The organism is Oxalicibacterium faecigallinarum (assembly GCF_014635705.1).
GTDB classification, from domain to species: Bacteria; Pseudomonadota; Gammaproteobacteria; order Burkholderiales; family Burkholderiaceae_D; genus Oxalicibacterium; species Oxalicibacterium faecigallinarum.
Window position 1 is genome coordinate 12,834 of sequence record NZ_BMDI01000003.1, and the last position, 20,241, is coordinate 33,074.

A 20,241-nucleotide genomic window follows, 5' to 3' on the forward strand; every position below is an offset into this window, starting at 1 on the left:
TTGCGCTGGGCCGGTATATGCAATCAGACGGTTTCGATATCGCCAATACGCTGCCAGAGCGCATGAACACGCCAGTTGCCGATCCAGGCAGGCGGCATTGCCAGATACAGCGCGCCAATATCTGCAACATAGGCATCCAGTGCCGGACGCAATAATTGCACGCCTGCGGTCAGTGGCGGCAGGCGGCTGCAGATTTCATTCTTGACGATGGGTTCAAGCCAGTCCCCATGATGGTGCCAGATGCTGCCGCCGATAACGAAGGCCTGCAGATCCAGTGTGGCAGTCACATTGTAGAGGGCGCGCCCAAACCATTGTGCGGCATGGATCACTGCAGCATGCGCCTTGACGTCGCCATCCTTGACCGCATTAAACAATTCCTCCGCCGAGCGACCATGCTGGATTTCCAGATTGCGCCCTGAAGCCAGTGCTTCTACGTCCCCGATATTGCCGCAACCGCATTGTGCGAGCGACTGTTCCGACAGCAGCATGTGTCCGGCATGCCCGGCATTCCCGTTCTTGCCGCGCAGCATGACACCGTCCACACACAGACCAAATCCGACGCCGGTACTCCAGGTGACATACGCGCAGTGATCGCTGCCTTGCAGCGCGCCAAAGGCCCTCTCGGCAGCCAGTGCTGCAACGCAATCGTTTTCGATATGTACGTTGGTAAATTGCTCACGCAACACGGCTTCCAGTGGCACGGTTTGCCAGTCGTTGGGCAGATCGCCCCGATTACCAATGCCACCGCAGATATTCTGCGTGCGTAGCTCGATCAGCCCGTTTTGTTTGATGAATGGGCCGCACGAGCTGACGCCTACCGTCTTGAGCTCGGAAAAAGGCACGCCAGCCTGCTCGCAGGCCTGTCGCAGCATGCGAATGGCCTGATCTGCCGGTGCGCGTGAACTGCCTTCCTTGGCAGTCGGTTCAGTCAGGCGGAGCAGCGGTCCGTCACTGTCTGCAATGACGACCGCCATTTTCGTTCCGCCAATATCGATTCCGCCGATGTATTGCATGATGCTCCCCTGAATGCTGGTGATCCTGTCGGGAAAAGTCATTCTTCCTACAGACTGACTACCGATATGCTGCAAAGTTTATAGGGAGCATAAGTTATTTTTCGGACGGAATGAAGCATGCCGACGATTTTGGCACGGGTAACACGATGATGGGAGGCTGGAAGCTTATTCCGGGAAGACTTCAATTCCCTGGTTGACCGCGTAGCGGATCAGCGCGGGCATGTTGTCGATCTCCATTTTTTTGAAGACCAGTTTGCGGTAGCGATTGACGGTGGACAGGCTCAGGGACAGGCGATCGGCAGTCTCTGTCGGTCGTTCGCCCCGGCACATGCTGTGGAAAACCTGCAGCTCACGGGAAGTCAGGCGTTGATGGCGGGTGGTATAACTGCCATTGAAACGCGTGCTTGTGCCTGCGACGTAGCGTTCACCACTGCATACGGTGCGGATCGCAGTGACCAGTTGTTCGGCATCGCCATCGGAAGGAAAGAAACCGCTGGCGCTTCCACCCATCAGTTCCAGTGCGTGCATATTGTCGGACCGGCCATTGAGAATAATGATGGGCAACAATGGTTGGTCGGTGCGAAATGCCGACAGACGCTCATAGCCAAAGCGACGCAAAGCCACGAGGTCGAGCAATACCAGATCGGGATGCAAGTCTGCCGTCATGCGCACACCCTCTTCGGCGCAGGGTGTCTCGCCCACGATCGAAAAATCGGGGAAAGCCGATAGCCACTCGCGTATGCCAGCGCGCACAACCGGAAAATGCTCGACGATCAGAATTGATACTTGCATGGGCTTGATGGAAATGCTCATTTCAGTGATCGAGCCTATAACTTAAGCGTAAGCGCGCATGGGGTCTGTGAGAGGGCGCACATAATCGCGCAATCAGAATCAGCGACATGATTTGTCGAGACGTGATCAAGCAGACAAGTGAAGGCAAAAGAGTCGAAATCCTACGCAGATTTGGGAATTGACTGATATAGCGCGGCGCACTAGCCATGCATCATGACTGTCCGGCAGATGATGAGTGCGTAAAAACAGTGCGCACTGTGAATCAGCCGTCTATCTTGTTCACTCTATACAGGAGAAACGACATGGCCGATCAGCACCATGCCAAAGGGAATGCCGCATCGCGTCATCAGTCCATTCAACATGGACAGTATGGCCCGCCAGACAGCGTTGTCACACGTAGTGATAAACGAGTGGAAATGGGACGCGGCAACCGGCAATTGCAACAGGAGCGGGATCATTTGCCTGCTGCCGTCAACAAGCGTGACAAGGCTGGCAAGCAGTAACACCAGTCCCGCTTCAAGACGCTTTTCCATGCAGTAGAAAACAGCCCGCAGATGCGGGCTTTTATTTTTACGCGTCGCGTGGTGCGATCAGTGCAACCGGATAATCACCAAGCAGATTGGCAATGTCGATCTGTTCCAGATTGACCTCCACCTGTTTGCCCGTCAGCAGGTTGACGTGATCACCATGAAAAGCCTGCGGCAACTGGATCATCGTATGACCGGGCACATCGCCTGCCGTATGGCGTAGCGAGAGATCCTCGTTCAACAGATGCAGACTCATGCGCAACGCAACCACCAGGACCTGATGCTGATCGTGCTGTCGCAGGAAAGCGATCACATGATCGGCAAGCGGACCTTCCACCGTCAGCGGTATATAGGCACCCGTTTCGAACAGGGCGGGATAACGTTTGCGCAGATGTAAGGCAGCATAGATCAATGGCTGCTTGAGCTGGCACTGATGCCAGCCCCGACGATGAGGAATCCGTTCCACGGCAGGACCATCCTGTGCCAGCAGCAGTGCGCGTGCGTCGTAATGTACAGGGCGGCGATTATCCGGATCGACCAGACTGAAATCCCAGAATTCTGTCCCCTGATACAAGTCAGGCATGCCGGGTGATGTCAGTCGCAGCAGTGTCTGCGTCAGGCTGTTGGCAATGCCGGCCGTCGATACACGCTCCACCCATGCCACCATTTCGTCGACAAAACCGGCACTTTTCTCACGATCCATCAAGGCCATTAAAAATTCTCGGCAGGCCGATTCATACTCGCCATTCGGCATGGCCCAGCTCGAGTAACGCTTGGCTTCACGCAATGCCTTTTCCTGCCAGGCAGCCAGGCGCTCGGCATAGGCTTGCAGGCCCTGTTGATCATCGGCGCGCAGTTCAAACGGCCACGCGCCGAGAATCATCTGGTAGAGCATGATTTCGTCATCCAGCGAGGGCGCAACCACTTCTGGTGTGTCGGCTTCGGCAACAAGACGAATCCGGAAATCGGTATGCAGGCGTTTCCAGCGACGCACGGTTTCGGCCCATTCGTCAGCCGCTTCGCTGAGTACTGCCAGTCGCGCACGCACGTCTTCGCCGCGTTTGTGATCGTGCGTCGCGGTGGTGAGCATGGCGTGGGGAAAGTGCACGGCACGTTCCGCATTGAAAGCGTGGAAATCAGCGATGGATGAAGAGAAGTATTCGGGATCGGCACCGACTTCGTTACGCGACAGCAGTCGACCGTAACGATAAAAACCCGTGTCCTCCACGGCTTTGGCAGCGAGTGGTGGCGTCAATTGTTCAAAGCGGCGCACGGCAAGCTGGCGTAACGGCAGGGCATCCGGGCTGGCATCGGGATCGATGCTGTCGGTGTCGAACAGCGTAATGAGCGTATCCAGCAGCGGCTGATCGGGAGGGGAAAGGTTGCGACGAGCCTCGGCAAGCGTACGCTCGATGACCAGCCGATCAACTTCATTGCGGCCATCTTGCGTGCCATAGGTGCGATAAACCGGAAACGCCACCAGCACTTCCGTCAGTACGCGGTGAATTGCCGCCTGCGAAATATCGCGCGTATCGAGCTCGGTCCTTGCGACAGCGTGAACGGCACGCGTCAGCGCGGCAAATTCGCCAACAAAATTTTCACGCAGCAGTTGTCTGCGTGCGTTGAGTACATGCGTTGCAAATGCGTCGTTGTCGCCGGTCAGTTCGATCCACAATTTGTTGAGCGCATTCAGCCCGCTTTCGCTATGCAGCAATGCGCCGACCTGATCCATGAATTCATAGCCCGTGGTGCCGTCGATGGCCCAGTCTTCATGCAGTCGTTCGCCGCGCGTGAGAATTTTCTCGACGACGATGTAGGGATGGGTATCGCGTTGCGAGGGTGGACGCTGTTCGGCCAACGCCAGAAGGCGCTGACGCAGTTCATTGCAGTAGGCGGTCGGATTGGCCAGCCCATCGACGTGATCGACGCGCACGCCATCGATCAGGCCTTCTGCATACAATCTGAAAATCAGTGCATGTGTCGCATCGAAGACATCGTCCAGCTCGACACGGACGCCGGCCAGATCGCTGACTTCAAAGAAGCGGCGCCAGTTGATTTCTTCTGCAGCGTTGCGCCACCACGTGAGCTTGTAGTTCTGTCTTTCCAGCAAACGATGCAGACGCTTGAGGCCGCCGGCGAGATCGGGATCGACGGAGGCCAGTGCCTGTGCGATGCCTTCTCGACCTTCTTCCGTCGCGGCAAGCTCGCGCAGCATGCCAGCGCGCGTGCTGTGAAGGTCAAAGGCATCGACTTCTTCCGGATGCACTTCGGGAAAATCGCTGGCAACGCATTTCAATGCGGCACCGCCATGTCGCAGCACGCGGATCGTACTGGCGGGCGACAATGGAAAGCGGTGGGCATAGTAGGCAAAGTGGAACAGCCCGGTCTCCTGATCAAACTGCAGACGCAGATCGCCTGAACGCAATGCCTGCGCATACTGGTCGCCGAGAAAGGGCAAAAGAATCTTGCCGTTCAGCGTCGGATCGGGTGAATGCCAGTCGATATCGAACCAGCGTGCATACCGGCTGTGTTGCCCCCATTCCAGCACATTGAGCCACCACGGATTATCGGCACCACCGACACCCATGTGATTGGGCACGATGTCGATCACGATGCCCATGCCGGCTGCACGCACTTTCTCAACCAGCCGGCGTAATGCGGCTTCGCCGCCAAGTTCGGGATTGATACGGGTCGGGTCGACAATGTCGTAACCGTGCGTCGAGCCCGGGCGTGCTGTCAGTATCGGTGACAGATAGAGATGGCTGATGCCAAGACGTGCGTAATAATCGACGACACTGACCGCATCATCCAGTGTGAAATCCTTGTGTAGCTGCAATCGCGCAGTGGCGCGTGGGATCGGCATTTAATGGTTTCCTTTTGCTTGCCTTGCTTTTTCCAGAATGGACAGACGCTGTGCAACGTCACCGCGATCGAGCATGTGATCAGTCGTCTCCGGCAGGCGACGCCGCCAGTTTGGATGTTCGTCTATCGTGTTGGGCACATTGGGCTGTTCCAGCAGGCCCAGCACATCTTCCAGTGGAATGATGACGAGCGGTGCCGGGGTGCTGGCCACAAATTCAAGAAGATCGTTCAGTGGCGGATGCGGGCTGTCGCAATCGAAAGTGCGTTCCGGATACTGGTACTTCAACGCATTGCACAAGCGTGTGCGATCGTAGCCGCGTGCTGCGTGTTCATCCGATCCTTGCACGCCGGGTGCCAGCAGTGACAGTTGTTCACGCCATTCGATATCACGACCTTGCCACCAGCCAGCAACGGTCGGCAGATCGTGCGTGGCGGTCGTGGCAATGGCTTGCGACGACCAGTGGTCAGGGGAGCGGAACATGCCGTGTTCCTGTTCAAACCACAGAACGCGAATGCCCATCAAACCTGCATCCGCCAGTGCCTTGTCGAAACCTGCCGGAACCGTGCCAAGATCTTCCCCGATCACGATGGCACGATGGCGATGGCTTTCCAGTGCGATCAGGCGCATCAGTTCTTCGAACGGATAGCGCAGATAAACGCCTTCGGTACCTGGCTGGCCTTGTGGTACCAGCCACATACGGGCCAGACCGAGAATGTGATCGATGCGTACACCACCTGCATAGGCAAAGGCGGCGCGCAACATTTCGATGTAGGCCTGATAACCATATTCGCGCAATGCGCGTGGAGAGAAGGCGGTCAGCCCCCAGCTTTGTCCTTGCGGGCCCAGCAGGTCGGGTGGTGCACCGACGGACAGGCCGTTGAGCATCTGCGATTGCCGGCTCCAGGCCTGGCTGCCGCCTCCTTCGGCGCCCACGGCCAGATCGGTAATCAGGCCAATTGCCATGCCGCTGTCGCGTGCACGTTGCTGTGCACGCTGCAAGCCGAGTGCAGCCTGCCATTGCAGAAAGGCGTGGAAGGTGATTTCGTTGTCGTGCGTTTCGGCAAACCGAGCCACAGCATCGCTGTGCGGATCACGCAAATCTTCCGGCCAGTCTTTCCAGCTTCCCTCGATGCCTTTGCTGCGCATGTCGGCATGCAATGCCTCAAAGCGTGCATGATCTTCGAGTGCTGTACCGCTTTCATTGCGAAAACGTTCAAACGCTTTCCAGCCATCTGTATGGATGTCGTAGTGATCGAACAGGTAACGCAGTACGGTCAGTCGCCACTTTGTTGCGGTCGGCCAATCGACGTATTCCAGTGCTTGCAGGTGTTTGCGTTCCTCACCATTCTCAAGATCGGCGATGGCCTCGCTCAAGGCCTGTTCGCCACTGACACTGGCGGGGTCGATGTGCAGAACGTTGAACAGCAGACGACTGGAGGGACCGTACGGACTGTAATGCCACGGATTGGCGCTGAACATGGCGTGTACAGGGCTGATTGCAATACCGGATGCACCGTGGCGTGCTGCCGATTGCGCGAGCTGTTCCAATGCCGTGAAATCACCAATTCCGGCGTCGCCGGTCTGCGCATCCTTGTCGGCGCGACGTAGCGAATACAGTTGTGCCGCCAGGGCCCACAGATGGGGAGTGCGATCGTGTGCCGCATCGCTGACGCTGAAGCAGCGTACGGGCGCAACGGCCAGTGTGAGGGGGTGTTCACCATCGATATACAAGCGGTGATAGCCCATTGCATGCACGGCTGGCATACGCGCGGGCGCATCATGCTCGCCGCTGATGTGTCCGCTTTGTTCGCTCTCGTCTTCGAGTACCAGGCGATATGCTTTGCCATGAATGCGCGCCAGCGGCGAGAACACGATCTCATGTCCTTGCTGCGCGGTAATCAATGGTGGCAGGGCCAGACGCTCCTCGTCTTCCTGCAGGGTGAGAATGGATGCTGCGCAAGCGGCATCACTGCTGCAGTCAAACTGCAACGCGGTCAGCACCGTACGCAGGGTTTGACCAGACACCTGTTGCGGCTGGCCATACGCATCGGTCCATTCGACGGACAGGCCTGCGGCCTGTGCCAGTTTGAGCAGTGCGTCATTGCGGTCACGATCGATGTGATCTTCGTTTAATCGGGCATTCATGCGACAGGCTCCAGCAGGGCAATGAAGGAATCAGCGGGAAGAATGTCACCTTGCAGTGACGTCATGACGTTCGTGGTTTCAAACAGCAGGTCGGCGCCGCCTGTATGCACGATGTTGTCAGGCGTTACCTTGATGGGGATCGATGCCAGATTGAGCGCGACCGTCAGCACTCTGCCGTGCGCAAGCTGCCAGCGCGCGACGACAGCGGACTCACCCAGTACTTGAGCGCCGAGCGAGCGGCAGTCATGCAGATGAGGCATCACGTGTTGCTTGCGTAATGCGAGCAAGGTATGTACCCAGGTTTGCCACTGTTCTGCGTCAGGTCCCTGCTGCGGAATGGAGTCCGAAAAAGTGTCGGGCGCATTCGGATCCGGAATTCGTTCTCGCTGCGCTTCATCGGCAAACGCCGCAAAGCCGGCAAATTCCTGCCTGCGTCCGTCACGCACGGCAGTCGCCAGTCCTTCATCCTGATAACTGGTGAAGAACAGAAAAGGCGTGGTCGACCCCCATTGTTCTCCCATGAACAACAAGGGAATCTGTGGCGACAACAACAGCAATGCCATGGCTGCGCGCAAGGCATCTGGTCGCGCCAGCGTCGTCAGCCGATCGCCGAAGGCGCGATTGCCGATCTGGTCGTGGTTTTGAATGAACAGAACGAAGGCAGTCGGTGGCAGATGCGCACTCGATTCCCCCCGCAACGCATTGTCACGGATCGGCGATGGTTCACCCTGATAGACAAAACCCTCGGCAAGGCAGCGTGCCAGTTTTTCTGCAGGCCGTTGGCAGTAATCAAGATAGTAATGATCGTTTTCCCCTGTCAGCAGCGTATGCAGTACATGGTGACCATCGTCATTCCACTGTGCGTCGAATGGCGCCTCGGTTGTCTTGCCAAGCAGATGGGCGGCATTGTCATCATGCTCCAGTACCAGATGAATATGACGTTCGTGTCCCATTTCATCGCGGATACGCTGGCCCATTTCTTCCAGCCAGTCCTGTTCGCTGATCATGTGCACGGCGTCGAAACGCAGGCCGTCGAAGCGATATTCGCGCAGCCAGTACAACGCATTTTCGGTGAAGAAATTCCGTACCTGCGGACGACGGAAGTCGATCGCCTGTCCCCATGGCGTCTGAATGTCATCACGGAAGAAATCCTTGGCGTAAGCCCCCAGATAATTGCCATCCGGACCGAAGTGGTTATAAACCACATCGAGAAATACCATCATGCCCAGACCGTGAGCGGTATCGATCAACGCTTTCAATTCTTCCGGCGTGCCGTAGCTTGTATCCGGCGCGTAGGGCAGGACACCGTCATAGCCCCAGTTGCGGGTGCCCGGAAAATCGTTGATCGGCATCAGTTCGATCGCCGTAATGCCGAGCGCGGCAAGGGCCGGCAACTGATGCGTGACACCGGAAAAGCCGCCGCACGCACCAACATGCAATTCGTAGAGAACGGTTTCGTGCCAGGGACGCCCGCGCCATAGCGGGTATTGCCAGTGATAGCTTTGCAGATCGACGACCACGCTGGCGTCATGCACATCCGTATCCTGCGCGCGCGAGGCAGGATCGGCGACGCGCATTGTACTGCCGTCGTTGCGCACGATCTCGTACTGGTAGCGGCTGCCGGGCTGGCAGGCGACCTCCAAGGCAAACCAGCCATCCGGCAGTGCCGTCATGGCATGGGTCGTATCACCACCCAGTATCAGGTTGACCTGATCGGCACTGGGCGCCCACAGACGAAAGAGCACACGACCGGCACTGCCGATTTGTGCACCAAAGGCATAGTTAAACGACGACATGGTCGGCTACCAGAAGTACGGCGCTGTGTGCGCTGACGACAATGCGATTGTTCTCGATGACATGCAAAGGCGGTTCACCGTCTTTTTGGGCGGCATCAATGAGCACTTTCCATTGCAGAACGGGCTCAGGCAGCACGAATTCGCGGTCTTCCCACAAGGCATTGAGCAGGAACAGCGATGCCGTTACTTCGCTTTCGTTGTGACGCTTGGCTTCGATGCGGGCGACACGGCGCAGTGTCAGCAGACGGCCTTCCGCATAGCGCCAGCTTTCTTCAGTCATCGGTTGGCCGTATTCGTCGAACCATGAGGTGTCGTACAGGCCGGGCAGAATTTCCAGATCACCAGTGTAGAAGCGTGAAGCATGCAGGGTTGGACGAGCGCGTCGCGCGGCGATGCAGCGTTGTGTAAAGTCGACCAGTGACTTTCCGGGATCGCTCTCGGCCAGCGACCAGTCCATCCACGACAGCGGATCGTCCTGACAATAGGCATTGTTATTGCCATGCTGGGTACGGCCGAATTCGTCGCCGCCCAACAGCATCGGCGTGCCATTGGAAAAGAACAGCGTCATCAGCATGGAACGACGCAATTTCTCACGCGTGTACTGGATGCCCTGATCGTCGGTCGGGCCTTCCGCGCCCCAGTTCCAGCTTTCGTTATCGTTGGCACCATCGCGATTGTCTTCGCCATTGGCCTCATTGTGCTTCTCGTTGTAGCTGACCAGGTCGTTGAGCGTAAAGCCGTCATGTGCGGTGATGAAGTTGACGGACGCCCATGGACGACGGCGATGATGGGCAAACAGATCCGCAGAACCGAGCAGACGTGCCGCAATCGAGCCACGCATGTCGGCGTCGCCCTTCCAGAAGCGACGCGCGTCGTCACGAAAACGACCATTCCACTCGGCAAAGCCGGCCGGATGGTTACCGATCTGGTAACCGCCGGGACCGATGTCCCACGGTTCGGAAATCAGTTTGACGCGTGACAGAACGGGATCCTGGCGCAATGCATCAAAGAAGCCGCAACCCGGGTCAAATCCGTTTGGCTCACGACCTAGCGTGACGCCAAGATCGAAGCGGAAGCCATCAACGTGATATTCCTGCACCCAGTAACGCAGGGAATCCATCACCATCTGGATTACGCGCGGATGCGACATGTTGACCGTGTTGCCGCAACCGGTGTCATTGATGCTGTGGCGTGGATTGTCCGGCAACAGGCGGTAATAGCTGGCGTTGTCGAGTCCTCGGAACGACAGCGTCGGGCCCATTTCGCTTTCTTCGCAGGTATGGTTGTAGACCACGTCGAGAATCACTTCAATACCCGCCAGATGTAGTTGGCGAATCGCGCGTTTCATCTCATTCAGCGATCCATCGGACAAGTAGGATGGCTCAGGGGCGAAATAGGACAGCGTGTTGTAGCCCCAGTAATTGCGCAGATTTTTTTCTACCAGACGACGATCCTGCAGGATCGCATGGACCGGCAGCAGTTCAAGCGAGGTCACGCCGATTTTCAGCAGATGATCGATGACATAAGGATCGGCGAGTGCAGCAAAGGTCCCGCGTTCATGCTGCGGAATGGAGTCGATATTCATCGACAGGCCACGTACATGGGCTTCATAGAAAACGGTTTGATCCCAAGAAATATCGGGCGACTGATCGTGGCCCCAATGGAAGCCGTTATCCGTCACCACCCCTTTCGGCATGTACTGCGCGCTATCACGGCGGTCAAAAGACAAGTCGCCGCGCGTGGCGCCGACGCGATACCCGTACAGCGCATCGCTCCATTTCACCTGACCATGAATAAGGCGGGCGTACGGATCAAGCAGCAGTTTGTGCGGATTAAACCGATGGCCGTGCTCAGGTTGGTAGGGACCGTATGCACGATATCCGTAGAGCTGTCCTGGGCGAACCTCAGGCAGATAGCCATGCCAGACTTCATCTGTGCATTCGGGAAGAACATGGCGTGCAATTTCGCGACGGCCGCTGGGGTCGAAAAGACAGATTTCAATCTTCTCGGCGTGTGCGGAAAAGACAGCGAAATTGGTACCAAAACTATCGACGGTTGCGCCTAAAGGATAAGGACGACCAGCCTGAATACGTGTGCGTGATTGTTTGTCGTGTGCCATTTTATTTATGGATTCTTTCTGAAAATGACAGTAGAGAGAGGGGGAAGGGTCAGCACTAGAGACTGCGCGTATCCATGTGCCGGTTGGTTGATCGTAGAAACACCGCCTGCATTACCGATATTGCTGCCACCATAAACAGCCGCATCAGAGTTAATGACTTCTTCCCAGTTACCTGCTTCCGGTACACCAATGCAATAGTCGGTGCGTGGTACCGGCGTCATGTTGCAGACAATCAGTACGCTGGGCGCGTTCGGACTCATGCGGAGATAGGCAAGGACACTGTTGTCTGCATCGTCACCGATGATCCAGCGGAAGCCGGATGGCTGGCAGTCGCTTTCATGCAGTGCCGGTTGTGCGACATAGAAATGGTTGAGATCGCGTACCAGACGTTGCACGCCGCGATGACGCGGATCGTCGAGCAGATGCCATTCAGGGGAGGCATCGTGATTCCATTCGCCGAGCTGGCCGAATTCGCTGCCCATGAACAGCAGCTTCTTGCCCGGATGCGTCCACATGAAACCGAGATAGGCGCGCAGATTGGCGAGTTTTTGCCAGTCATCGCCCGGCATCTTGCCGAGCAGCGAACCCTTGCCGTGCACGACTTCATCATGTGAGATCGGCAGGACGAAATGCTCGGAATAGGCATACACCATGCCGAATGTCATGTCGTTATGGTGATGGCGACGATGGACCGGATCGTGCTCGATGTAACGCAGCGTGTCGTGCATCCAGCCCATGTTCCACTTGAATGAAAAGCCCAGTCCGTTTTCATTGACCGGTGCCGTCACGCCGGGCCATGCAGTCGATTCTTCGGCAATCATCAGCGCGCCCGGGCAGCGGCTGGTCACGGCCTCGTTGAGCTCCTTGAGGAAGGCTACCGCTTCCAGATTTTCACGACCGCCGTAGATATTCGGAATCCACTCACCGGCCTTGCGGCTGTAGTCACGGTACAGCATGGAGGCGACCGCATCGACACGCAGGCCGTCGATATGGAAATGCTCGAGCCATTCCAGCGCGGAAGCGATCAGAAAACCACGCACTTCATTGCGGCCGAAGTTGTAGATCAGCGTATTCCAGTCCTGATGAAAGCCTTCGCGCGGATCGGCATGCTCATAAAGCGCGGTTCCGTCGAAGTGCGCAAGGCCGTGGGCATCGGATGGGAAGTGTGCCGGCACCCAGTCGAGAATCACGCCCAGACCGGCGTTGTGGCAACGATCAACAAAACCGGCAAAGGCCGCCGGTGTGCTGAAGCGTGCGCTGGGCGCAAATTGCGACAGCGGCTGGTAACCCCACGAGCCGGAAAACGGATGCTCCATCACCGGCAGAAATTCAAGGTGGGTAAAGCCCATTTCCAGCGCATAGGGAATCAGACGATCGCCCAGCTCGTGCCAGTCGAGGTTGCGGTTGTTTTCCTCGACTACGCGTAGCCATGATGCGGCATGCACTTCATACACCGACATCGGCATGGAGCAGGGACGTAAATCAGCGCGCGCTTTCATCCATGCTGCGTCGGTCCAGCGGAAAGCAGTTGCCGGTGCCACGACAGAACTGGTCGCAGGCGGTAGTTCGGTGGCACGCGCAATCGGATCGGCCTTGAGCGGGAGCAACTGGCCATTGATGTCGAGCAACTCATACTTGTAACGCTCGCCGGCACCAAGGCGCGGGATAAACAATTCCCATACGCCGGCCTGGGAGCGCGACCGCATCGGGTGACGGCGACCATCCCAAGAATTGAAATCGCCCACGACCGAGACGCGACGGGCGTTAGGCGCCCACACGGCAAAGCGTGTCCCTTCAACGCCATCAACCGTCATCGGAATGGCGCCAAGACAGCGGCCGAGTTCACGGTGTCGTCCCTCCGCAATCAGATGCAGGTCGAGTTCGCCGAGCAGCAGGCCGAAGGCATAGACATCTTCGGTGCTTTGTACAGTGTCGCCGTTGGCGCCGGGCCAGACGATATCCAGCGTGTAATCGCTGGGGCTCAGGTGTTCGTGGTTGTTGGGGGCGGTAACAGTACCTGCGAATAAACCATCGTGTGCGTGCTGATTCAGTGTGATGGTTTGCCCGCCCATGCGAACATGTACAGCAGCAGCGCCTGGCTGAAAGGTGCGGATCGTGATGTCCTTGCCCGTGGCATGCGGTCCGAGAAAGGCAAACGGATCGCCAAGGCGACCCTGCAACAGGGCATCGCGCTGCACATCATTGGCAGCGGCGGGAGGTGACGCGGAAACTTCTGACATCTTCAGCCTTTTATGGGAAGGATTATGTGGGTGAATGAGGCAGATCGAGCAGACGTGATGCCAGATCGCGCAACCCTCGTAACGGCACGATCAGCCATGCCGGACGGTTGGTTGCCTCATAGCAGATTTCATACAAGGCCTTTTCCAGCGTAAACAGGTCGAGCAAGGCATCGGCAGCCTGGTCGTCCGGCGCGCCGGCGCGATAAGCCTGCAGGAAGGTTTCACGCGATTCGGGCACATAGCGTTCCAGCAGCCGCTGACGATTTGCCAAAGCCTGATCGCTGAGATCGCCCGGACCGCTATTGGCCGAGAAATACGCCGCGTAATCATAGGAACGGATCAGACCGGCGACATCGCGCCACGGGCTGTTCTTTTCACGACGCTCCTCCAGCGTGCGGGCGGGTTCGCCTTCAAAGTCGACCAGATAGACATCGCCGGAAGAAACCAGAATCTGACCCAGATGCAGATCGCCGTGGATACGGGTGCGCAAGGTGCCGACGGCACTGGCAGACAGCTTGTCGATCAGCGATTCCAGTCCACCCTTGAGCAATTGCAGGCGCGCTGTCATGTCGCGGATTTCGCTGTTCTCGCTTTCATGGTCACGCAAGACGGCGAATGCTTTGTCGAGTTGCGCGTGAATCTGTCTGGCCATGTACTGGCAGTCGGCCTCGCTGGCACGCTCCGGCGCAAAGGCAGGATCGCTCGATTCCTGCGCCAGTACCGTGTGCAATTCGGCCAGACGCGTACCGAGCTTGTCGGCAAAGTGCAGCAGGTCAAAGATCGGATCCGCCATGTCAGCCATGGCTGGCGTGCCGGTGCCGGTATCGTCTGTTTGCTGTGCAGTACGGGCCAGCGTATCCAGCGTCCAGCGCCATGCGTCGCCCTGACTGTGGATAAAGCGCTGCAGCACGATCAGCGTATGTGGTGTGCCATCGGCAGCAATGCGCGTCATGTCGCCGAGCATCAGCGGTGCATTCTTGTATCCACGCTCGGTCAGGACCTTGCCCATTTCCAGTTCGGGATGAATGCCTGCCGTCAGATGACGGATCACTTTCAGCACGACCATGTCGGCAATCGAGAGCGAGCTGTTCGATTGTTCGACCGTCATGCGACGAATACTGATTTCTTCCGGTAGCGCGATGTCGGCCAATGCGGCGGTCTTGCTGCAATGAATGGTGCCATCGCTGGTGGCGATGCTGGCTTCTTCACTGATCAGGTCAAAGACACGCAAGGCAAAATTGTCGAGCGAGAATGCATCGGTCAGCATGCCGACGTGACGCTCACGCCGGACACGGGCCAATGCCAGCTGTTGTGGCAGGCTGGACCCGCCTTCTTCTTCCGCCAACACGCCGAGTGGCAGGAAGTAGCGTTCCTCGCCACTGGCATCTTGCGTAATCAGTTCGGTCAGCATCATCGGCAGCATGCCGGGTTTGAGCGGCAAGGACGTTGCCTGAGCGATCTGCACTGCTGACAGTTTTTGCTGCTTGCCGGCATACCAGCGACGCAGTTGCAGATACTGCGGCAGCGTGACTTTTTCCAATGTTTCGCGGGCGGCACCGCGCAACAGGTCCGGCGCGCCGTTTGGCAAGACCAGGGTCTGATAATCAGGCAGCGGTTCGGATGGTTTGACGTACCAAGCCGGCATGCTGGTGTCGTTGACCAGCATAAACCAGTAAAAGCCGAACGGCGGCAGTGTCAGCAGATACGTGAGCTGACCAATCGGCGGGAACGCCACGCCACCCAGCATCTCGACCGGAATGCGTCCGGCGAATTGCGACAGATCGATTTCGACAGCTTGCGAGGCATGCGAGACATTGGCCACGCACAGAATGGTTTCGCTATTGCCATCGGCATCCGTGTATTCGCGCAGATAGGCGAGGATGCGGCGATTGTCCGGATAGATGAGTTTGAGCGAGCCGCGACCGAACGCGTGATGCTTGCTGCGCACCTGCAACAGACGGCGCATCCAGTTCAGTGGCGAATACGGGTCTTCATGCTGCGTTTCGACATTGACTGCCTGATAGCCGTATAGCGGATCCTGAATCGCCGGTAACACCAGGCTGGCAGGATTGGCGCGGGAAAAACCGCCGTTACGATCGGGCGTCCATTGCATGGGCGTACGTACGCCATCGCGATCACCGAGATGAATGTTGTCACCCATCCCGATCTCGTCGCCGTAATACAGCACGGGCGTGCCGGGCATCGAGAGCAGAAAGCTGTTGAGCAGTTCCACGCGGCGGCGATCACGTTCGAGCAGCGGTGCCAAACGTCGACGGATACCGAGATTGATACGTGCCCGTTTGTCGGATGCATAGTGATTCCACAAATAATCACGCTCACGTTCGGTCACCATCTCCAGCGTCAGCTCATCGTGATTACGCAGGAAGATCGCCCATTGGCAGCTCGGCGGGATATCCGGTGTCTGGCGCAGAATATCGGTAATCGGAAAACGGTCTTCCTGCGCCAGCGCCATGTACATGCGCGGCATCAAAGGAAAATGGAAGGCCATGTGGCATTCATCCTCATCACCGAAATACTGCTGTACGTCTTCCGGCCACATATTGGCTTCGGCCAGCAGCATGCGGTCGGGAAAGCTGGCATCCAGCTTGGCCCGTATTTTCTTCAGAATCGCGTGGGTTTCCGGCAGATTTTCATTGCTGGTGCCTTCGCGTTCGATCAGATAAGGCACCGCGTCGAGACGCAAGCCGTCGACGCCCAGATCGAGCCAGTAGCTCATGACTTCCAGCACGGCTTCCAGAACAGCAGGGTTGTCGAAATTCAGATCGGGCTGATGCGAGTAAAAGCGATGCCAGAAATACTGATTGGCCACCGGATCCCAGGTCCAGTTGGATTTTTCAGTATCGAGAAAGATGATGCGCGTGCCGTCATAGCCCTCATCCGAATCAGCCCACACGTAGAAATCACGCTCGGGCGAGCCTTTCGGCGCGTTGCGCGCACGCTGAAACCATGGATGCTGGTCCGAGGTGTGATTGACGACCAGTTCGGTAATCACGCGCAGACCGCGCGCATGCGCCTCCTCGATGAAGCGGCGTGCATCTTCCATCGTGCCGTAATCTTCATGCACGCCAATGTAGGCAGCGATATCGTAACCATCGTCACGACGCGGTGAGGGGTAGAACGGCAGCAGCCAGATCGTGTTGACGCCAAGGGTGGCGATGTAATCGAGTTTGTCGATCAGGCCGGGAAAATCGCCGACGCCATCATTGTTGGAGTCGAAGAAGGATTTGACATGCACCTGATAGATGACCGCATCCTTGTACCACAGCGGGTCCTCGCTAAAGCTGGCGGATGGCCGGGCGAGTTCCTGTTCTGCAATCTGTGCGGTCAACGGATTGGTCATGGGCTACCTTTTCTCCAGATGGTTGCTTGTTGATGGCACTTAGCCGGACGGACGCAGGCGCCAGATGGCAAATGGCAGTTGTTGCGGATCCAGACGGACATGCTGCTGTCTGCCACGCCAGGTAAATCGGCTCTCGCTCATCAATTCCTCGACTTCCACTTCGGCATCGTCGTGCAGACCAAACTGCCAGAGCGGGAGGTCAATCGTGCTTTCATGCGCGGCAAACGGATCCAGATTGATGGCGATCAACAAGGTGTTGTCGCCAAACCGGTCCGCAGACGTACCGCGCGTCGATTTTGAAAAATACAGGATATGGTCATCCGATGCTGTGTGGAAACGTACATTCAGGTGCGTATGCAGTGCCGGATTGCTGGTACGTATCCGGTTCAGTTGCGTGACTTCCCGGACGATGTTGCCGGGGCGTTGCCAGTCCCATGCGCGAATCTCGTATTTTTCCGAATCCAGATATTCTTCCTTCCCTGTGACAGCTTGCGCCTCACACAGTTCGAATCCGCTGTAGACGCCCCACAGACCGGACAATGTCGCTGCGAGCGCTGCACGGATCACAAAACCGGCGCGCCCCGAGCGTTGCAGGAAATAAGGATTGATGTCCGGTGTGTTGACGAAGAAATGTGGCCGGAAGAAATCACGCGGCCCGCCAGCCGGCGAGGTTGCCGTCAGTTCGGACAGGTAATCGATGAATTCCTGCTTGGTATGCCGCCACGTAAAGTAGGTATAGGACTGCGAAAAGCCGACCTTGGCAAGACGGTACATCGGCTTTGGTCGGGTAAAGGCTTCCGACAGGAAGATCACATCCGGGTAGCGGCTGCGAATATCGCCAATCATCCATTCCCAGAATGGCAGTGGCTTGGTGTGCGGATTATCGACACGGAATACACGGACCTCTTCACGCACCCACATCAGCACCACATCACGCAAGGCGATCCACAGTTCGGGAATCGCGGGATGGTCGCCGCTGGTGGCATAGAAATCGACATTGACGATGTCTTCGTATTTTTTCGGCGGGTTTTCCGCATAACGGATGGAACCGTCCGGGCGCCATGCAAACCATTCCGGGTGGTCCTGCAACCAGGGGTGATCGGGCGAACACTGGATGGCAAAGTCGAGCGCAATTTCCAGACCGTGTGCGCGTGCGACACGCAGCATGCGGCGGAAATCGTCGAGCGTGCCCAGTTCCGGATGCACGGCGTCATGGCCGCCATCCGGTGAGCCGATCGCGTAAGGGCTGCCCGGATCATCCGGTGCCGGCGTCAGCGTATTGTTCTTGCCTTTCTTGTTCTTGCTGCCGATCGGATGAATCGGTGGAAAGTACAAGGTATCGAATCCCATATCGCGCACAGCCGGAATACGTGCAATCACGTCATCGAACGTGCCGTGACGATGGATATCACCACTTTGCGAGCGTGGGAACAGTTCGTACCAGCTTGAAAATTCTGCTGCACGACGTTCGACATCAATGCGGAATTCCTCGCTGCAGGTGCTGAAGTCGCGCAGATCGGCAGCGGCCATCAACGTCGCCGTATCGGTATTCAGGAACAGTTCCACGGCTTGTGCGCGCTCCTGCTCGTCGAGTTTCTTCTTGCTCTTGGCGGGCAGTTGCTTGAGCAGTTTCTTGAGTGCCGCGACCTGATCACTGTCTTCTGCTTGTTCTGCCAGCGTTTTTTCGACAAGCAGACGACCTTCCAGCAATTCCAGAGAGACGTTCAGACCCGCATTATGTTTTTTTTCCAGTTCATCCCGGAAGGTGGCGAAATTGTCGCGCCATGCTTCGACCATGAAGAAGTGGCGACCGATGCGCTGCAAGGGCAAAACCGCACGCCAGCGATCGTTATCGATCAGCCGCATCGGGACACGTTGCCATTGCTTGTCGTCTGCCGGTCGCCAGAGTACGGATGCCGCCAGTTTGTCATGGCCATCGCCAAAGATATCGGCTTCGACCTCGATCACGCTACCGGCAATGCGTTTGGCGGCAAAGCGGCCATGATCGACAACGGGAGAAATCTGTTCAATCGCAACACGCGCATTTCTTGTTGCGCGGATGACTGCATTCTTGCCGCCCGAAGGTGTCTGTGCAACCGGCGCAAGGGTTTGCAAGGGTATCGTTCGCACTTCGGCGGGCGACAGCGTCAGTTGTCCATCATCCGGCACTGTCCAGCCGGCCAGATTTTCATGCAGTTGCAAACTCGACAGCGTGTGTGGATGAAACAGATCGGCGTTGATGACAGTGAGCGTCGCGACCTTTTCCGCCTGTGATGTACGTTGCAACAGAATCAGATCGGCATGCGGTGCCGATATCTGCTGCACGTGGCGCATCGGGTCGCGGGATGTAGCGAACTGTTGATTGATGGCTTTGATATCGGCAGACAAATCGAAAACGACCGGCTGACGCCATTGTTCATCGCGATAGAGTTCGCCGAGAGCGGTGCCGTTGCCGTACTCAAAGCCGGCATTCAGCAGCATGCCGTGTGCGGTCGCACCTGCAATCAGCAGTGCACGGCGATAGGCGTGTTCGGCATGACGTGCATCATCCAGATGCAGGCGATGTTGCAAGCGTGGGCCCGCTGGATCTTCGGGAGCGGCAAGTACCGGCGCCACAGCGCTCAAGCGATGCTGTTCCTCGATCAGCCAGTCAGCACGGTAATCCCACCAGGCATCCGATGCTACGGTGAAATCAAAGCCGCAATCCCGCAACGCCAGCAGCTGATCGCCGGGTGTGCCGGGCGTCCATGCGATAAAACATGCGGACGGTGCACTTGCCTTTGCCGCATGGATCAGATCACGCCAGAGCCAGGGCGCAATGCGAGCGAGCGATAGACAACGGAAGCCGGCAAGGTCTGCCTGCAGCCACTGCGTCAGCTGGGTTTGCCAGTACTGTCGCGCCAGTTCCAGTCCCTCACTATCGAGGCGCAGGCGCGCGTGTCCGGTATCGCACCAGCCGGATTGAAAGCGCGGGTCGGGCAATGTGTCGGTGACGGCATCTTCCTGATAGAAGTGATGGGCCTGTTCGACAACCAGTGGATGATCCGTCGGAAAACGGTCCAGTTCCAGATCGATAAACAATTGCAGGCCTTGATCGCGACATGCTTCGGTCAGGCGTTGCAGGGTATCGATAGGGGAGGTCTGGGTCGAGGGCAAGGCCAGTGTGGCGCTGTCCGTCAGGAGCAGGGTATCAAAGCCCAGACGATGTATGTGTGTCAGAAGCTGCGGCCAGTCGTCGTCATGTGCGATGGTCGAGGCAGCGATGCAATAGATGCGCGGCGGGCAGTTGCCCGAAGCGGGTTGGCTGGGCATGGTCAAACCGTTTCACTTGAAAGATGAAAGGGACGAGGCCGTTTGGCGCACTACGTAAAGATTGTACGTCCAA

General features: G+C 57.4%; 10 protein-coding genes. 1 reads left to right on the top strand and 9 read right to left on the bottom strand.

The window, feature by feature from the left end; genetic code table 11:
• Window positions 1–23 precede the first annotated feature (23 nt).
• Window positions 24–1,013 carry an ROK family protein gene (locus IEV29_RS13600; protein ID WP_188381880.1) on the bottom strand — a complete coding sequence of 330 codons (990 nt, stop codon included), beginning with the start codon at window positions 1,011–1,013 and terminating at the stop codon, window positions 24–26.
• A gap of 165 nt (window positions 1,014–1,178) precedes the next feature.
• Window positions 1,179–1,805, bottom strand: a complete 627-nt coding sequence (locus tag IEV29_RS13605; protein WP_188381881.1) for a response regulator — start codon at window positions 1,803–1,805, stop codon at window positions 1,179–1,181.
• 302 nt (window positions 1,806–2,107) lie between these two features.
• Here IEV29_RS13605 and IEV29_RS13610 point away from each other — a divergent pair, with 302 nt between their 5' ends.
• Complete coding sequence (locus tag IEV29_RS13610; protein ID WP_188381882.1) at window positions 2,108–2,308, top strand: hypothetical protein; 201 nt, start codon at window positions 2,108–2,110, stop codon at window positions 2,306–2,308.
• 67 nt (window positions 2,309–2,375) lie between these two features.
• On the opposite strand, the gene treY is transcribed toward IEV29_RS13610, so the two are convergent.
• The 7 genes from treY to IEV29_RS13645 are packed head-to-tail and all read right to left on the bottom strand — an operon-like array spanning window position 2,376 to window position 20,168.
• Complete coding sequence (treY, locus tag IEV29_RS13615) at window positions 2,376–5,195, bottom strand: malto-oligosyltrehalose synthase (protein ID WP_188381883.1); 2,820 nt, start codon at window positions 5,193–5,195, stop codon at window positions 2,376–2,378.
• Complete coding sequence (gene malQ / locus IEV29_RS13620; RefSeq protein ID WP_188381884.1) at window positions 5,196–7,340, bottom strand: 4-alpha-glucanotransferase; 2,145 nt, start codon at window positions 7,338–7,340, stop codon at window positions 5,196–5,198.
• Complete coding sequence (gene treZ / locus IEV29_RS13625) at window positions 7,337–9,136, bottom strand: malto-oligosyltrehalose trehalohydrolase (RefSeq protein WP_188381885.1); 1,800 nt, start codon at window positions 9,134–9,136, stop codon at window positions 7,337–7,339. Before treZ ends, malQ begins: the two co-directional genes overlap by 4 nt.
• Window positions 9,123–11,255, bottom strand: a complete 2,133-nt coding sequence (gene glgX, locus IEV29_RS13630; RefSeq protein WP_188381886.1) for a glycogen debranching protein GlgX — start codon at window positions 11,253–11,255, stop codon at window positions 9,123–9,125. The genes treZ and glgX overlap by 14 nt, the downstream gene beginning before the upstream one ends.
• A gap of 5 nt (window positions 11,256–11,260) precedes the next feature.
• Window positions 11,261–13,495 (bottom strand): 1,4-alpha-glucan branching protein GlgB, encoded by a 2,235-nt coding sequence (gene glgB, locus IEV29_RS13635; protein WP_188381887.1) that lies wholly within the window; start codon window positions 13,493–13,495, stop codon window positions 11,261–11,263.
• A 22-nt stretch (window positions 13,496–13,517) separates the two neighbouring features.
• Window positions 13,518–16,856, bottom strand: coding sequence for a maltose alpha-D-glucosyltransferase (treS, locus tag IEV29_RS13640; RefSeq protein ID WP_188381888.1), 3,339 nt, complete (start codon window positions 16,854–16,856; stop codon window positions 13,518–13,520).
• 39 nt (window positions 16,857–16,895) lie between these two features.
• Window positions 16,896–20,168 carry an alpha-1,4-glucan--maltose-1-phosphate maltosyltransferase gene (locus IEV29_RS13645; RefSeq protein WP_188381889.1) on the bottom strand — a complete coding sequence of 1,091 codons (3,273 nt, stop codon included), beginning with the start codon at window positions 20,166–20,168 and terminating at the stop codon, window positions 16,896–16,898.
• Between the last annotated feature and the right edge of the window lie 73 nt (window positions 20,169–20,241).

Excerpts from the sequence above, each read along its gene's own strand:
- treY (WP_188381883.1), bottom strand. The coding sequence starts at position 5,195 with ATGCCGATCCCACGCGCCACTGCGCGATTGCAGCTACACAAGGATTTC.
- IEV29_RS13610 (WP_188381882.1), top strand. The coding sequence starts at position 2,108 with ATGGCCGATCAGCACCATGCCAAAGGGAATGCCGCATCGCGTCATCAG.
- IEV29_RS13600 (WP_188381880.1), bottom strand. The coding sequence starts at position 1,013 with ATGCAATACATCGGCGGAATCGATATTGGCGGAACGAAAATGGCGGTC.
- glgB (WP_188381887.1), bottom strand. The coding sequence starts at position 13,495 with ATGTCAGAAGTTTCCGCGTCACCTCCCGCCGCTGCCAATGATGTGCAG.
- IEV29_RS13605 (WP_188381881.1), bottom strand. The coding sequence starts at position 1,805 with ATGCAAGTATCAATTCTGATCGTCGAGCATTTTCCGGTTGTGCGCGCT.
- malQ (WP_188381884.1), bottom strand. The coding sequence starts at position 7,340 with ATGAATGCCCGATTAAACGAAGATCACATCGATCGTGACCGCAATGAC.
- IEV29_RS13645 (WP_188381889.1), bottom strand. The coding sequence starts at position 20,168 with ATGCCCAGCCAACCCGCTTCGGGCAACTGCCCGCCGCGCATCTATTGC.
- treZ (WP_188381885.1), bottom strand. The coding sequence starts at position 9,136 with ATGTCGTCGTTTAACTATGCCTTTGGTGCACAAATCGGCAGTGCCGGT.
- glgX (WP_188381886.1), bottom strand. The coding sequence starts at position 11,255 with ATGGCACACGACAAACAATCACGCACACGTATTCAGGCTGGTCGTCCT.
- treS (WP_188381888.1), bottom strand. The coding sequence starts at position 16,856 with ATGACCAATCCGTTGACCGCACAGATTGCAGAACAGGAACTCGCCCGG.